Annotated in this window: 17 protein-coding genes; all 17 read right to left on the bottom strand. The window is 59.4% G+C overall.

Translation table 11 applies throughout. From position 1 onward, the window contains the following. Nucleotide 1: 1 nt before the first annotated feature. The 17 genes from nuoH to AC2FEE_RS03070 all read right to left on the bottom strand — a co-directional run bounded on the left by nuoH (nt 2) and on the right by AC2FEE_RS03070 (nt 14,144). Nucleotides 2-1,039 (bottom strand): NADH-quinone oxidoreductase subunit NuoH, encoded by a 1,038-nt coding sequence (nuoH, locus tag AC2FEE_RS03150; RefSeq protein WP_496862982.1) that lies wholly within the window; start codon nt 1,037-1,039, stop codon nt 2-4. Between the two features lie 204 nt (nt 1,040-1,243). Then, nucleotides 1,244-3,265 carry an NADH-quinone oxidoreductase subunit NuoG gene (nuoG, locus tag AC2FEE_RS03145; protein WP_496862981.1) on the bottom strand — a complete coding sequence of 674 codons (2,022 nt, stop codon included), beginning with the start codon at nt 3,263-3,265 and terminating at the stop codon, nt 1,244-1,246. A gap of 3 nt (nt 3,266-3,268) precedes the next feature. After that, the gene (locus AC2FEE_RS03140; RefSeq protein ID WP_496863035.1) at nt 3,269-3,664 is read right to left on the bottom strand and encodes a DUF5333 domain-containing protein; all 396 of its coding nucleotides are present in this window, start codon (nt 3,662-3,664) and stop codon (nt 3,269-3,271) included. Between the two features lie 107 nt (nt 3,665-3,771). After that, entirely contained in the window at nt 3,772-4,143 is a 372-nt protein-coding gene (locus AC2FEE_RS03135; protein WP_496862980.1) for a hypothetical protein, read from the bottom strand. Nucleotides 4,144-4,166: 23 nt separating this feature from the next. Further along, nucleotides 4,167-4,583, bottom strand: coding sequence for an MAPEG family protein (locus AC2FEE_RS03130; RefSeq protein WP_496862978.1), 417 nt, complete (start codon nt 4,581-4,583; stop codon nt 4,167-4,169). Nucleotides 4,584-4,588: 5 nt separating this feature from the next. After that, a complete protein-coding gene (gene nuoF, locus AC2FEE_RS03125; RefSeq protein WP_496862977.1) occupies nt 4,589-5,887 on the bottom strand; it encodes an NADH-quinone oxidoreductase subunit NuoF in 1,299 nt (432 codons plus the stop codon). Between the two features lie 12 nt (nt 5,888-5,899). Then, nucleotides 5,900-6,121, bottom strand: a complete 222-nt coding sequence (locus tag AC2FEE_RS03120; protein ID WP_496863033.1) for a DUF5337 domain-containing protein — start codon at nt 6,119-6,121, stop codon at nt 5,900-5,902. Between the two features lie 33 nt (nt 6,122-6,154). Then, entirely contained in the window at nt 6,155-7,273 is a 1,119-nt protein-coding gene (gene nuoE, locus AC2FEE_RS03115; RefSeq protein WP_496862976.1) for an NADH-quinone oxidoreductase subunit NuoE, read from the bottom strand. Continuing rightward, nucleotides 7,273-8,496 (bottom strand): NADH-quinone oxidoreductase subunit D, encoded by a 1,224-nt coding sequence (locus AC2FEE_RS03110; protein WP_496862975.1) that lies wholly within the window; start codon nt 8,494-8,496, stop codon nt 7,273-7,275. The genes nuoE and AC2FEE_RS03110 overlap by 1 nt, the downstream gene beginning before the upstream one ends. Next, on the bottom strand, nt 8,496-8,624 hold the full coding sequence (locus tag AC2FEE_RS03105) for a hypothetical protein (RefSeq protein WP_480442603.1): 129 nt from the start codon (nt 8,622-8,624) through the stop codon (nt 8,496-8,498). The genes AC2FEE_RS03110 and AC2FEE_RS03105 overlap by 1 nt, the downstream gene beginning before the upstream one ends. A 1-nt stretch (nt 8,625) precedes the next feature. Further along, a complete protein-coding gene (locus AC2FEE_RS03100; RefSeq protein WP_170433422.1) occupies nt 8,626-8,799 on the bottom strand; it encodes a hypothetical protein in 174 nt (57 codons plus the stop codon). Further along, nucleotides 8,799-9,404: an NADH-quinone oxidoreductase subunit C gene (locus AC2FEE_RS03095; protein ID WP_496862974.1), complete on the bottom strand. Its 606-nt coding sequence runs from the start codon at nt 9,402-9,404 to the stop codon at nt 8,799-8,801. Before AC2FEE_RS03095 ends, AC2FEE_RS03100 begins: the two co-directional genes overlap by 1 nt. An 11-nt stretch (nt 9,405-9,415) precedes the next feature. Then, nucleotides 9,416-9,949 (bottom strand): NuoB/complex I 20 kDa subunit family protein, encoded by a 534-nt coding sequence (locus AC2FEE_RS03090; RefSeq protein ID WP_037307875.1) that lies wholly within the window; start codon nt 9,947-9,949, stop codon nt 9,416-9,418. Beyond that, a complete protein-coding gene (locus AC2FEE_RS03085; RefSeq protein ID WP_496862973.1) occupies nt 9,940-10,305 on the bottom strand; it encodes an NADH-quinone oxidoreductase subunit A in 366 nt (121 codons plus the stop codon). Before AC2FEE_RS03085 ends, AC2FEE_RS03090 begins: the two co-directional genes overlap by 10 nt. Before the next feature lie 188 nt (nt 10,306-10,493). Continuing rightward, nucleotides 10,494-11,282: a crotonase/enoyl-CoA hydratase family protein gene (locus tag AC2FEE_RS03080; protein ID WP_496862972.1), complete on the bottom strand. Its 789-nt coding sequence runs from the start codon at nt 11,280-11,282 to the stop codon at nt 10,494-10,496. 6 nt (nt 11,283-11,288) lie between these two features. Further along, nucleotides 11,289-12,143 (bottom strand): hydroxymethylglutaryl-CoA lyase, encoded by an 855-nt coding sequence (locus AC2FEE_RS03075; RefSeq protein WP_496863032.1) that lies wholly within the window; start codon nt 12,141-12,143, stop codon nt 11,289-11,291. A 72-nt stretch (nt 12,144-12,215) separates the two neighbouring features. Further along, nucleotides 12,216-14,144 (bottom strand): ATP-binding protein, encoded by a 1,929-nt coding sequence (locus AC2FEE_RS03070; protein ID WP_496862971.1) that lies wholly within the window; start codon nt 14,142-14,144, stop codon nt 12,216-12,218. Nucleotide 14,145 lies beyond the last annotated feature (1 nt).

Here is a 14,145-nt window from a genome sequence, read left to right as displayed (position 1 = left end):
ATCAGCCTCCTACGCTCCAGCGGGCGAAGATGCCCCAGAACCATTCGAATTTCGCTGCAAAGGCCACAAACACTACCCAGGCAAGCGAGAAGGGCAGGAACACTTTCCAACCCAGCCGCATCAACTGGTCATAGCGGTAGCGGGGCGTGATCGCCTTGACCATCGCGAAGATGAAGAAGAAGAACGCCATCTTGCCGACCATCCATAGGACACCGTCGGGCAGACCCGGGATCGGCGACAGCCAGCCGCCGAAGAACAGCAGCGTGGTCAGCGCGCACATCAGGAAGATCGCGATGTATTCACCGGCCATGAACAGCAGGAACATCGTGGCGGAGTATTCCACCTGATACCCGGCCACCAGTTCCGATTCCGCCTCGGGCAGGTCGAACGGCGGGCGGTTGGTTTCGGCCAGTGCCGAGATGAAGAACAGAAAGACCATAGGGAAGTGCGGCAGCCAGTACCAGCCAAAGAAGCCATAGCCGGTATCCTGCGCGCCCACGATCGCTCCGAAATTCATCGACCCGGTCGAGATAATCACGCCAATGATGATCAGACCGATGGACACTTCATATGAGATCATCTGCGCCGCAGACCGCAGAGATCCAAGGAACGGGTACTTTGAGTTCGACGCCCAACCACCCATAATTACACCATAAACCTCAAGCGAGGACACGGCAAAAACATACAGAACCGCCACGTTCAGGTCTGACAGAACCCAGCCATCATTGAACGGGATCACGGCCCAGGCGATCAGCGACAGAACAAAGCTGGTCATCGGGGCCAAAATAAACACGGCGCGATCGGCCCCGGCGGGGATCACGACCTCTTTCACGACGTATTTCAGCGCGTCGGCTACCGATTGCAAAATGCCATAGACGCCAACCACGTTGGGTCCGCGACGCATCTGAACTGCCGCCCAGATCTTGCGGTCGCCATAAACAAGGAACAACAGCGAAATCATCACAAACGCAACGACAGCAAGAACTTGCGCCAGAATGATGATGGCTATTCCGCCTGGGGTGTTAAAGAAATCAGCCATTGGTCCTCACACCGTGGGTATTCCGTTTTCCGCGAGCGATGCAAAGGCCACGTGCCTGCGCAAACTGCGGCTGGGTCGGCGCGTTGGTGTAAACAGCATCTGCCGCCATTGCGCCACCCTTAATCTTGGGTTTCACACACAAATCAGGCGCGGCGTACTGCCACCCAGCAGTCGCATATGCCTGTGATATGAAACCGTTCTGGTTCATTCCGCTGCGATCTTCCCGGATTTGCGGGCCTGTGCTTGCGCCGACAGCTCAGCCATAAGCTGTGAAGCCCGTGCAATCGGGTTGGTCAGGTAGAAATCCTTGACCGCGTTGCGGAAGGTTGCCTTTCCCAGAGGGCCTGCTTCCAGCATTTGAACCTCGTTCCGGGCTACTTCGTCGATGCGGGCCAGATGCGGAACCGCCTCAATCAGAGCAGTGCGCAGCTGCGCCAGCGAGTCGAAGGGTAGCGTAGCGTCCAGTTCGGACGACAGCGCACGCAGGATGGCCCAGTTCTCCTTGGCCTCACCTGGCGCGAACCCCGCGCGCATCGCCAGTTGCGGACGGCCCTCGGTATTCACGAACAGGCCGTTTTCTTCAGTGTATGCGGCACTTGGCAAGATAACGTCGGCACGATGGGCACCCCGGTCACCATGGCTGCCCTGATAGATCACAAATGCGCCTTCGCTGATCTCAACTTCATCCGCACCGAGGTTGTAGATCACATCCGCCGCGCTAACGGCGTCCATGCCGCCTTCGTTGGTTGCATCTACGTCCATCGCACCGACGCGCGAAGCCGCAGTGTGCAGAACGATCAGACCGCTTTCGGTATTGGTTGCGACAGCTTGCGCGGCCGCCAGAACCGCAGCGCCGTCCGCCTCTTGCAGCGCGCCCTGACCGACGATAACCAGCGAACGCTTGCCCTTGATCTCATCATCGCCGCCCATGTCGACGACTTTCTGCAGCGCCGAGCGGTCGTTGCCCACGTGATGATACTCATAGGTCAGATCCACCGCCGGACCGACCAGTGCCACTTCGGCGCCATGCGCCCACGCTTTGCGGATACGTGCGTTCAGCACAGGCGCTTCATCACGTGGGTTGGTTCCGATCAGCAGGATACGCTCGGCACTGTCGATATCCTCGATCGCAGCGGTCCCGGCATAAGCCGCACGGTTGCCAGCTGGCAGCTTGGCGCCGTCGGTGCGGCATTCCACAACACCGCCCTGCCCTTCGATCATCTGCTTCAGCGCAAACGCAGCCTCGACCGGGGCCAGATCCCCCACGATCCCGGCAGGCTCCTCAGCCCCTTTCAGCGCCTCGGCGGCCTTGGTCAATGCCTCGGGCCACGAAGCAGGGCGCAGCTTTCCGTTTTCTCGGACGTAGGGCTTGTCCAGACGCTGACGACGCAAACCATCCCAAACAAAGCGGGTTTTGTCGCTGATCCACTCTTCGTTCACGCCATCATGGTTGCGCGGCAGGAAGCGCATCACTTCGCGCCCCTTGGTATCGACGCGGATGTTTGAACCCAGAGCGTCCATCACGTCGATGCTCTCGGTCTTGGTCAACTCCCACGGACGCGCGGTAAAGGAGTACGGCTTCGACGTCAGCGCCCCAACCGGACACAAGTCGATGATGTTGCCTTGCATATTCGAGTCGAGCGTCTGGTTCAGATACGAGGTGATCTCGGCATCTTCACCGCGCCCGGTCTGGCCCATCTGCGCGATCCCGGCAACCTCGGTGGTAAAGCGCACACAACGGGTGCAACTGATGCATCGGGTCATTGCGGTACCGACCAGCGGCCCCAGATCCAGATCATCCACCGCGCGCTTGGCTTCCTTGAAACGGGTGCCCGACATACCGTAGGCCATCGCCTGATCCTGCAGATCACACTCACCACCTTGATCGCAGATCGGGCAGTCCAGCGGGTGGTTGATGAGCAGGAACTCCATCACCCCTTCGCGGGCCTTTTTGACCATGGGCGAGTTCGTCTTTACCTCGGGCGCCTGACCTTCCGGCCCCGGACGCAGATCGCGCACCTGCATCGCGCACGATGCCGCAGGTTTCGGCGGGCCGCCCACGACCTCAACCAGACACATCCGGCAGTTCCCGGCAATCGACAGACGTTCGTGGTAGCAGAAGCGCGGCACTTCGACCCCGGCCTCTTCACAAGCCTGGATCAGAGTCATCGCACCATCGACTTCGATTTCCTGCCCGTCGATATTCACTTTGCGGAGGTCAGACATGGTCTAGTTCGCCCTCAAATACACGCCAATAGCGCTGTTTCTTTCGATTTCCTTCCGCCCAAGCGTGCAGAAAGAATTCGGATTTTCATACGTGACGCCGTTCTGGGCCAGATACGCTTCGCCCTTGGCGCGCATCCTGTCCTTTTCGGCGTCGGAATCCACATAGGCCCGGATTTCATCGTCCGAGTACCCCAGATTGTTTGCCTTGGACTTCAGCCCCCACATCACACCTATCGCTTTCAGACGTCGCCCGCTGATCGATGGGCAATATTCTGAGATCTCGTTTGCAATGGCGATGTAGTAGAGTTCGTTGTCGATCTCTTTGACTTCGCGCAAGGGCGGCTTTGCTTCGGCAAGGGTCGGCAGGGTCAGCACCGACAACAACACGAGCGTTTTCATACCAGACATGACAACTCCTTTCGTCTTGGGAAACCCAAGACGAACGGCACGCGGGGCGTTATGCAATAACACCCGCCGCATCATGGTCTGATATGCAAAAACACGCATCATGGTCGTTGACAGGTTCCTGCAAATGTCAGTTTGTCATCGCTGATGCGCAGATTCTGCGGCTCGGTATCCGGACCGACCTTCCAGACGATTTTCGAAGAACCAAACTGTTTGATACAAAACTTGGTTCCCTCAAACCGGCCAGCCTCCCGCGCGCCGTCCAACGAGGCGGAGACTCCGTTGACGACAACAGTAAAGTCAGTGGGTGACACTTTCTTGTCGACGGGTTTCGCTTTGGCCCGGAATGCGTGACCGTCAAACAGGACCTGATTCTCGGAAGGTGAGACGATTCCGCAAGCCGAAACCGCCGCCAGGGCGACAACGGCACTCAGCATGAAACCGTGTTTTTTAGTATTTCTTAGCCCGAACATCAGATGTTTCCCCAACCCCACCATCAGAACGCCGCCACCAGCGCCATGAGGCCGGTGATACACATGCAGGCCCAGCCCACTACATAGAGAACCGACCGCAAACCACTGTGAGGATTGCCGATTCCGCGGATATGTACGAACATCATTGCCAGACGTGCCAACAGTGCAACCGAGGCGAGCAGGTTCACCCAAAACGGGCTTACCCCCATCAGGATCGCCGCAGCTGTGACAGCCACATACGCGGGCAGCGTCTCGGTTCCGTTCAGATATGCGCGGTTCAAACGATACGCCTTGTCGGAATAGTCCTGTTCCGGCGTCGCCCCCGGGGCCAGCCCCTTGCCCTGTTTGGCCAAGGCGGAAAACGGAGCCAAAAACAGCACGACGAGGGTGAAAACCATTACCGAGGCGACTGCATGACCGTATTGTGCGAAAGTCTCCATCTGGCTCACTCCGCCGCCATGGCGCCCATGCGACCCGACTTCTGTGCCTTTATGCGATCCTCGATCTCTTCGCGGAAATTGCGGATCAGGCCCTGGATAGGCCATGCCGCCGCATCGCCAAGAGCACAGATAGTGTGGCCTTCGACCTGCTTGGTCACGTCGAACAGCATGTCGATCTCTTCCAGTTCGGCCTCGCCGCGCACCAGGCGGTCCATGACGCGCATCATCCAGCCGGTGCCTTCGCGGCACGGTGTGCATTGGCCGCAGCTTTCGTGCTTGTAGAACTTGGAAAGGCGCCAGATCGCCTTGATGATATCGGTTGACTTGTCCATCACGATCACCGCCGCTGTCCCAAGACCCGAACCCAGATCGTTACGCAGGTAATCGAAATCCATGATCGCATCGCGCATGTTCTCACCGCGCACACACGGCACCGACGACCCCCCCGGGATCACCGCCAGCAGATTGTCCCAACCGCCGCGAATGCCACCGCAATGGGTCTCAATCAGGTCCTCGAAAGAAATCGACATCGCCTCTTCGACGACGCAGGGGTTGTTCACGTGCCCCGAGATCGCGAACAGCTTGGTGCCTGCGTTGTTCTGACGGCCAAAGCCCGCAAACCAGTCAGCGCCCCGGCGCAAGATCGTCGGTACAACGGCAATAGATTCGACGTTATTTACCGTGGTCGGGCAACCATACAGCCCCGCACCCGCCGGGAACGGAGGTTTCATCCGCGGCATGCCCTTCTTGCCCTCAAGGCTTTCGATCAGGGCAGTTTCTTCACCGCAGATATAGGCACCGGCCCCATGATGCAGGAACAGATCGAAATCCCATCCCGAACCGGCAGCGTTCTTGCCCAGAAGGCCCGCGTCATAGGCTTCATCAATCGCGGCCTGCAGGGCTTCACGCTCACGGATGTATTCGCCGCGCAGGTAGATGTAGCAGGTATGCGCATTCATCGCGAAAGAGGCGATCAGGCAGCCTTCGATCAGCGTGTGCGGATCATGGCGCATGATCTCACGGTCTTTACAGGTGCCGGGCTCGGACTCGTCCGCGTTCACCACCAGATAGGCAGGACGGCCGTCGCTTTCCTTCGGCATGAACGACCATTTCAGACCTGTCGGAAACCCCGCACCGCCGCGACCACGCAGGCCTGAGTCCTTCATCGTCTGGATGATCCAGTCGCGACCCTTGTCGATCAGGCCAGCAGTGCCGTCCCAATGCCCCCGGGCCTGCGCGCCTTTCAGCGTGCGCTCATGCATCCCGTAGATGTTGGTAAAGATCCGGTCCTGATCCTTCAGCATCGCGTGTTACCTTCAGCTGTCCTGACGCATACGCCAGAGTTGAAATATGTTGACGCCCGCATAGATAAATCCTGCCAGAGCGGCGAGATCGAACAACAGCGCATGGCGCGCCGTCAGTTCCAATGCGGGGCCGATGAACATGTTCATGGCAAGCCAGATCACCATAGTCACCGCGATGACTATCCCGATATGTCGGCCCTTGCGGGCTATGGCTTGTTCCTTGTCCTTGTCCATCTCACCTTGGATGCCCGGGAAGGGCATCGTCGTTTAATCTTCGTATGTGCCGTCTTCCTTGGCACGTTTGGCGAACTCGGTTTCTTCACCGGCCGCAAGCTTGGCCGCCTGTTCAATCCAACCGTCCCGTTCGATGCGGCCTTTGAACCTCAGACGCGCATCCACCCAAGCCACCTGCTCGGGCGTCCAGGCTGCGATCTGATCGTAGTGGTAGAAACCCAACTCGTTCAGCTTTTCTTCCAGCTTCGGCCCCACACCTTTCAGCAGCTTGAGGTCATCCGCCTTGCCATCCCGCGCTGAGGTCAGCGTCTCGGGCTGGTCTTCCTTTGCCTCTTCCGGTTCGGGCTTGGCTTTCGCCTCTTCCGCCTGTTTCACGGCCGGCTTCGGCGATTCAGGCGCTTTCGGAGGCTTCGGAGCCGCCTTAGTCGCCGCCGCCTTACCGTCCTTGCCCAGCCAAGGGGTCAGGATCGGAACCTCGGTCCCGTCAATGCGCTTGACTGTGTCACCCAGATCATTTGCCAGTTCAACGCTTGCGTTGTACTGAGGTTTCCCGGCCTCATACTCGGACAGACTGCTCAGACCCTTCAGCGGTTCCGCCGCATAGCGGCCGTTCTGCGGTCCCGGGGTCGGTACCTTGCCAGCCGCCAGATCATCGACGATCTTGCCAAAACTTTCGGCGGTCAGATCCTCGTAGTAATCCTTACCGATCTGCGCCATCGGCGCGTTGGTGCAGGAGCCGAGGCATTCCACTTCTTCCCAGCTCAGCTTGCCATCAGCGGACAACGCATGAGGCTTGGCGGCGATCTTTTCCTTGCAGACCGCGATCAGATCCTCGGCCCCACAGATCATGCATGACGTCGTGCCGCAGACCTGAATATGCGCGACAGAGCCAACCGGTTGCAGCTGGAACATGAAGTAGAAGGACGCAACCTCGAGCACGCGGATATAGGCCATGCCCAGCATGTCGGCGACGGATTCAATCGCCGGACGGCTCAGCCAGCCTTCCTGCTCCTGCGCGCGCCACAGCAGCGGGATGACCGCGCTGGCCTGACGCCCCTCAGGGTACTTCGTGATCTGCGCTTCGGCCCATTTCTGGTTGGCCGCAGTGAAGGCAAAGTTTTCGGGTTGTTCGGGATGAAGACGGCGGAGCATTAGCGGTCAATCTCTCCAAATACGACGTCCATGGTGCCGATGATGGCAGCGACGTCGGCCAGTTGATGTCCTCCGGCGACGTGGTCCATGGCTTGCAGGTGCAGGAAACCCGGCGCGCGCAGTTTGGCGCGGTAGGGTTTGTTGGTGCCGTCGGCGACCAGATATACGCCGAACTCGCCCTTGGGGGCTTCGACGGCGGCATAGACTTCGCCCGCGGGCACGTGGAAGCCTTCGGTATAGAGCTTGAAGTGATGGATCAGGCTTTCCATCGAAGTCTTCATGTCCGAGCGTTTCGGCGGGGTGATCTTGCCACGGGCCAGAACGTCCCCGGGACAGTCGCGAATTTTGGCAATGGCCTGACGGATGATCAGCAGTGACTGGCGCATTTCTTCCATGCGCACCAGGTAGCGGTCATAGCAGTCACCGTTCTTGCCGACGGGGATCTGGAACTCGAACTCGTCATAGCATTCATAGGGCTGCGCGCGACGCAGGTCCCATGCCAGACCCGATCCACGCACCATGACGCCCGAGAAGCCATACTTCTGGATGTCCTCCTCGGTTACGACGCCAATATCGGCGTTGCGTTGTTTGAAGATGCGGTTTTCGGTCAGCAGCCCATCGATGTCGTCCAGAACGGCGGGGAATTCGTGGCTCCACGCCTCGATGTCGTCCAGCAGTTCCGGCGGCAGGTCTTGGTGCACACCGCCCGGGCGAAAATAAGCTGCGTGCAGGCGGGCACCACAGGCACGCTCATAGAACACCATCAGCTTTTCACGCTCTTCAAAGCCCCAGAGCGGCGGGGTCAGTGCACCCACGTCCATCGCCTGTGTGGTCACGTTCAGCAAGTGATTCAGGATACGCCCGATCTCGGAGTACAGAACCCGGATCAGCGAACCGCGACGCGGCACTTCGACACCAGTCAGCTTTTCAATGGCCAAACACCAGGCATGTTCCTGGTTCATAGGTGCCACGTAATCCAGACGGTCGAAATACGGCAGATTCTGCAGATACGTCCGACTTTCCATCAACTTTTCAGTGCCACGGTGCAGCAAGCCGATATGCGGGTCGCAGCGCTCGACGATCTCGCCGTCCAGCTCAAGGACCAAGCGCAAAACTCCGTGCGCCGCAGGGTGTTGCGGGCCAAAGTTGATGTTGAAGTTGCGGATCTTCTGTTCTCCGCTCAGCGCGTCCGTGCTGCCGTCATCGTATCTTGAGCCGTCCATCAACGCCCTCGTTTCTTCTTCGCTTCGGCCCGAACCCGGACCTTTTCCGCCTCGGCCGCCTTAACTGCGGCCCCCGCCAGCAGGACCCCCAGCGCACCCAACGCGATCAGTTCCCCCAGCAGCATCATCTCAGCGGCGCTCCAGTTCCTGTAATTTCAGCCCTACCCACCAAAGCAACGCAATCGTGCCGAAAGGGATCAGACAAAGAAGGCACCAGTATTTGTTGATCCCGAAAAACGGCAAAATCTTCACCATCGGGATGATGGTCAGTGCCGAAAGGATCAACCACCAGATGCCACCCATTACTCACTCTCCTGTTTCTCGTCCCCCGGCAGAATGTAATTCGCGCCTTCCCATGGGGACATGAAATCGAATTGACGGTATTCCTGCACCAGGCTGACCGGTTCGTAGACCACGCGCTTTTGCGCCTCGTCATAGCGCACCTCGGTGTAACCGGTGGTTGGGAAATCCTTGCGCAGCGGATGACCGCGGAAACCATAGTCGGTCAGGATGCGCCGCAGGTCCGGGTGACCCGAGAACAGGATGCCGAACATGTCGAACACCTCACGCTCGAACCAGTTAGCCGAGGGGTGAACGTCCACGATTGAGGGGACCATGTCTTCCTCGCGTATCGAAACCCGCAGGCGGATACGTTGGTTCTGGTACATCGACAGGAAGTGGTACACCACGTCGAACCGCTTGGCCCGTTCGGGATAATCAACGCCGGTGATGTCGACAAGGGTCGAGAATTTGCAGTTCTGATCGGATCGCAAGAATTCGACGAACTCCACGATGTTCGACGGGGCCACATCGACGTTCAATTCGCCATGGGTCACATCCCAGGACAGAACGCAATCGGTCCGTTTCAGTTCCAGCTGTGCGCCGAGTTCCTTGAGTGCTTCGCTCATCAGCTCTCTCCTCAGCGTACGATGGTGCCGGTGCGGCGGATTTTGCGTTGCAACTGCATCAGACCATAAAGCAGTGCCTCAGCGGTCGGAGGGCAGCCGGGGACGTAGATGTCTACCGGGACAATCCGGTCACAGCCGCGCACAACAGAATAGGAATAATGGTAGTAGCCACCGCCATTCGCGCAGGACCCCATCGAGATTACATAGCGCGGCTCGGGCATCTGGTCGTAGACCTTGCGCAGCGCCGGGGCCATTTTGTTGGTCAGTGTACCCGCCACGATCATGACATCCGACTGACGCGGAGACGCGCGCGGGGCGATGCCAAACCGTTCTGCATCGTAACGCGGCATCGAGGTATGCATCATCTCAACCGCGCAGCAGGCCAGACCAAATGTCATCCAGTGCAGCGATCCGGTACGGGCCCAGTTGATGATGTCCTCGGTCGAGGTCAGCAGGAACCCTTTGTCCTGCAGTTCGGCATTCAGGGCCTGGGTGGCGACTTCCTTGTCGACGCCAGCGGTGTTTGCACCCGTCATCACTCCCATTCCAGAGCCCCCTTCTTCCATTCATAGGCAAAGCCGATGGTCAGCACCGCCAGGAACACTATCATGGACCAGAACCCCACGTCGCTGATGTCGCGGAAACCAACGGCCCACGGAAACAGGAAGGCAATTTCCAGATCAAAGATGATGAAGAGAATCGAAACCAGATAGAATCGGACGTCGAATTTCATCCGCGCATCGTCGAAGGCGTTGAATCCGCACTCATATGCGCTGACCTTTTCGGGGTCGGGATTGCGGACGGCCAGTACCACAGCAGCCAGAATCAGTACGATTCCAAGGCCCACGGCAACGGCCAGAAACACCAGAATCGGGAGGTACTCCCGCAGCAGGTCTTCCACGAATAGCTCCTTTCCTGCGCATACCCCCCAGGGACGCGCCGTCAATTGGCGTGTTGACTGGACATTCTCTATCCGCGCGGGGTCAGAGGGTCAACCGAACACAAACGCGCAGGGGCTTAATATTCCACTTGCTTCCACAAATGGAAAACCCGGCATTTTAGCGAATCCGTTTTTGCACTAAATACGCGTTAAACCTGATTATTCCATGCAGGTTTTCGTTTATCGAAAAAGGCGTTGATGCCTTCACGCGCCTCGTCGGTTTCCCACCGCTCGACCAGCGACCTGATCGTCTGGTCAATCACGGCGTCGTCAATGCGCGGGCCCAGCGCTTGCACAAGATCCTTGGCCGAGGCCACAGCCCCTGGCGCGCAGGACAGGTAGGGTTGGATTTCAGTCTCAATTGCTTCGTCCAGATTTGCGGCAGGAACAGCTTTGGCCAACAGGCCAAGGTCTACGGCCTCTGCCGCGTCGAACACCCGGGCCGACATAAACACGCGCCGCGCCCGGGCCGCGCCCATGCGGGCGATGACATAGGGGCCAATGGTTGCCGGGATCAAGCCCAGCCGGGTTTCGGTCAGCGCCATCTTCACGCCTTCCACACCAACAGCCATATCGCAAACAGCGGTCAGTCCGATACCACCACCAAAAGCGTTGCCCTGAAGCGCTCCGATCAGAGGTTTGGGCATTGTGTTCAGCGCCTGCAACATCTCGGCCAGCTTGCGCGCTTCGGCGAACCGGGTTTCGGGGTCGGCGACCATCTGGTCCTGCATCCAGCCGAGGTCCCCACCGGCACAAAAGCTTTTGCCCGCGCCGGTTAAAACCACGACCCGAACCGTTTCATCCGCCCCCAACTGCGTCGCCGCCTGCGTCAGTTCGGAAATCATCTGCGCCGACATTGCATTGTGCTTTTCCGGACGGTCGAGCGTCAGAGTCGCCACACCGCGCGCGTCCTGCGCAACCGAGATCGTTTTGAACATCGCCCCTCACTCCGCTCGCATTGCGCGGGCCAGCTGAGCGGCCTCTTCGACAATCGTCTGATCAATCCCGGTTTCATATCCCAGTCGCTCCAGATGTGCGACAACGGCTTCGGTTGCGACATTGCCGGAAGCGCCGGGCGCATAGGGACACCCGCCCAACCCACCAACAGCCGAGTCGAAGGTCCGGACGCCCAGCGCCAGCGCTGCGTCGATATTGTCGAGGGCGCGGCCATTGGTGTCATGGAAGTGGCCGGCCAACCGGGTCACAGGCACTCGCTCCCGCACTGCCAGCAGCATATGCGCGACAGTGTCAGGCGTTCCCTGCCCGATCGTGTCACCCAGGGAAACCTCATAGCAGCCCAGTGCGAACAGACGGTCCGCAACTTCGGCCACCTTCTCGGGCGGGGTCGGGCCATCGTAAGGACAGTCGGTCACGCACGAGACATACCCGCGCACCGGCAGATCAATGTGACGCGCAGCTTCAAGGATCGGAGTGAACCGTTCAATGGATTCCTCGATCGTGGCATTGATATTGGCCTTCGAAAACCCCTCGGAGGCCGAAGCAAACACCGCGATTTCATCCGCCTTGGCCGCCAGAGCATCCTCATAGCCGCGCACGTTCGGTGTCAGCGCGGCATAGCGCACCCCGTCCGCCCTTTCGATCCCGGCTAGCACCTCCGCGCTGCCCGCCATCTGCGGCACCCATTTGGGCGAGACAAAACTGGCCACTTCGATACGATTGAACCCGGCGCGGCCAAGGCTGTCGATCAGGGCGACTTTCTCGGCCACAGGAATTTCACGCTGTTCGTTTTGCAGGCCATCGCGTGGACCTACTTCGAAAATCTCGACCCGCTCGCCCATTACAGCGTTCCTCCCGGTTTCGTTTCCAACATGTTGACCTGACTGTGCCACGCGAGGTGGCGCAGGAACAGGCTACTCCTCTTCCAAACGGACCAGGGCAGCTCCGGCCTCAACCTGCGCGCCGTCTTCGGCCAGTACTTCGGCAACTATCCCATCCCTGGCGGCCAGAAGCGAATGCTCCATCTTCATCGCCTCCAGGATGGCCAACCGATCCCCTTCTTTCACTGTTTGCCCGACCGACGCAAACACGGCCTTCACCAACCCTGGCATCGGGGCCTCGATAACGTTGGTATCGCCGGCGGCGCTGGCGTCACGGTCCAGAGGGTCAACGACATCGAAGGCCCGTCCATAACTGTCAAACACCGTGATCCGTACCCCCGACACCGCGACACGCGGCATAGGCGAACCATCGATTGACCAACTCTCACCACTGCGTTCCGCAATGAGAGTTTCCACGCCTACCTGCCAAACCTGCCGGTTTGGACCTTCGACCTGCACATCCAGATCGATCATGTCATCAGACATCAAATGGACGGCACGATGCAACGGCGCCCAAAGGGAAAATCCGGTCTCTTCGGAGATCTCGACCAGGCCCAGCGCCGTCATGGCTGCCGCCACACATGTTGCGGCAGAGGCAGGAGCATCCTGTGTCAACGCCTCCAAGTCCCGACCGATCAACCCGGTATCCACATCCCCCGCGGCAAACCCCTGATGCCGGGTCAGCGCGCCGAGAAAGGCAAGATTGGTAACGGTGCCAGCCACTTGGGTCTGCTGCAGGGCACGGTGAAGCTGTTCCAACGCGACCGCACGAGTTGGGCCGTGGACGATAACCTTGGCAATCATCGGATCATACCACGGGCTGATCGTGTCACCCGCACGCACGCCGCTGTCGGCCCGGCAGGCGGGCGGGAATTGCAGGTGGGTCAAAGTTCCGGTTGCCGGCAGGAACCCTTTGGGCACGTCCTCGGCGTAAAGCCGGGCCTCAAAGGCATGACCATTGATCGACAGGTCCTCCTGCGATTTCGGCAGAGCCTCACCCGAGGCGACCCGCAACTGCCATTCGACCAGATCCGCACCGGTTATCGCTTCGGTCACCGGATGTTCGACCTGCAGGCGCGTGTTCATCTCCATGAACCAGAACCGATCCGGGCGCAGCCCGTCCGAGGCATCGACGATGAATTCAACCGTCCCTGCCCCCTTGTAACCGATCGCCTCAGCGGCGCGGACGCCCGCCTGCCCCATTGCCTCGCGCATCTCGGATGTCATGCCGGGGGCCGGAGCCTCTTCGATCACCTTTTGGTGCCGCCGTTGCAGGGAGCAGTCACGTTCAAACAGATGCACCGCGTGGGTGCCGTCGCCAAAGACCTGCACCTCGATATGGCGCGGCTTGGCGACGAATTTCTCGACCAGAACAGCGTCATTGCCAAAGGCGGTGCGGGCTTCGCTGCGAGCGCTATCCAATGCTGAGGCGAATTCCTCAGGGCGTTCGACCAGACGCATCCCCTTGCCGCCGCCGCCTGCCACGGCCTTGATCAGAACCGGATAGCCGATGGTATCCGCTGCACCGGCCAGATGCTCGGGGTCTTGATTGTCGCCATGATAGCCGGGCACCACGGGCACGCCAGCTTGCTCCATCACCACCTTGGCCGCGTCCTTTAATCCCATTTGGCGGATCGCCTTGGCCGACGGTCCGATGAAGGTTAGACCGGCGGCCTCAACCGCATCCACGAAATCCGGATTTTCGGACAAAAAACCATAACCGGGATGGATCGCCTGCGCGCCTGTGTCCAGCGCGGCCTGAATGATCACATCCCCCTTCAGATAACTCTCCGCTGGGGCCGCACCTCCAATATGGACCGACTCATCCGCCATCTGCACATGCTTTGCTGAGGCATCAGCGTCTGAATATACAGCAACGCAGGCGACGCCCATCTCCTGAGCCGTTTCCATGACCCGGCAGGCAATCTCACCCCGGTTGGCAATCAGGATTTTGTTGAACATC

It is taken from the genome of Ruegeria sp. YTSC199 (assembly GCF_059609725.1).
This window is presented reverse-complemented; position numbering and strand designations above follow the sequence as displayed.

What these genes read in the sequence shown, in the direction of transcription:
- AC2FEE_RS03090 (WP_037307875.1), bottom strand. Translation starts at nt 9,949, where the DNA reads ATGGGAGTGATGACGGGTGCAAACACCGCTGGCGTCGACAAGGAAGTC.
- nuoH (WP_496862982.1), bottom strand. Translation starts at nt 1,039, where the DNA reads ATGGCTGATTTCTTTAACACCCCAGGCGGAATAGCCATCATCATTCTG.
- AC2FEE_RS03130 (WP_496862978.1), bottom strand. Translation starts at nt 4,583, where the DNA reads ATGGAGACTTTCGCACAATACGGTCATGCAGTCGCCTCGGTAATGGTT.
- AC2FEE_RS03140 (WP_496863035.1), bottom strand. Translation starts at nt 3,664, where the DNA reads ATGAAAACGCTCGTGTTGTTGTCGGTGCTGACCCTGCCGACCCTTGCC.
- nuoE (WP_496862976.1), bottom strand. Translation starts at nt 7,273, where the DNA reads ATGCTCCGCCGTCTTCATCCCGAACAACCCGAAAACTTTGCCTTCACT.
- AC2FEE_RS03105 (WP_480442603.1), bottom strand. Translation starts at nt 8,624, where the DNA reads ATGATGCTGCTGGGGGAACTGATCGCGTTGGGTGCGCTGGGGGTCCTG.
- AC2FEE_RS03100 (WP_170433422.1), bottom strand. Translation starts at nt 8,799, where the DNA reads ATGGGTGGCATCTGGTGGTTGATCCTTTCGGCACTGACCATCATCCCG.
- AC2FEE_RS03075 (WP_496863032.1), bottom strand. Translation starts at nt 12,143, where the DNA reads ATGGGCGAGCGGGTCGAGATTTTCGAAGTAGGTCCACGCGATGGCCTG.
- nuoG (WP_496862981.1), bottom strand. Translation starts at nt 3,265, where the DNA reads ATGTCTGACCTCCGCAAAGTGAATATCGACGGGCAGGAAATCGAAGTC.
- nuoF (WP_496862977.1), bottom strand. Translation starts at nt 5,887, where the DNA reads ATGCTGAAGGATCAGGACCGGATCTTTACCAACATCTACGGGATGCAT.
- AC2FEE_RS03080 (WP_496862972.1), bottom strand. Translation starts at nt 11,282, where the DNA reads ATGTTCAAAACGATCTCGGTTGCGCAGGACGCGCGCGGTGTGGCGACT.
- AC2FEE_RS03095 (WP_496862974.1), bottom strand. Translation starts at nt 9,404, where the DNA reads ATGAGCGAAGCACTCAAGGAACTCGGCGCACAGCTGGAACTGAAACGG.
- AC2FEE_RS03110 (WP_496862975.1), bottom strand. Translation starts at nt 8,496, where the DNA reads ATGGACGGCTCAAGATACGATGACGGCAGCACGGACGCGCTGAGCGGA.
- AC2FEE_RS03070 (WP_496862971.1), bottom strand. Translation starts at nt 14,144, where the DNA reads ATGTTCAACAAAATCCTGATTGCCAACCGGGGTGAGATTGCCTGCCGG.
- AC2FEE_RS03120 (WP_496863033.1), bottom strand. Translation starts at nt 6,121, where the DNA reads ATGGACAAGGACAAGGAACAAGCCATAGCCCGCAAGGGCCGACATATC.
- AC2FEE_RS03135 (WP_496862980.1), bottom strand. Translation starts at nt 4,143, where the DNA reads ATGTTCGGGCTAAGAAATACTAAAAAACACGGTTTCATGCTGAGTGCC.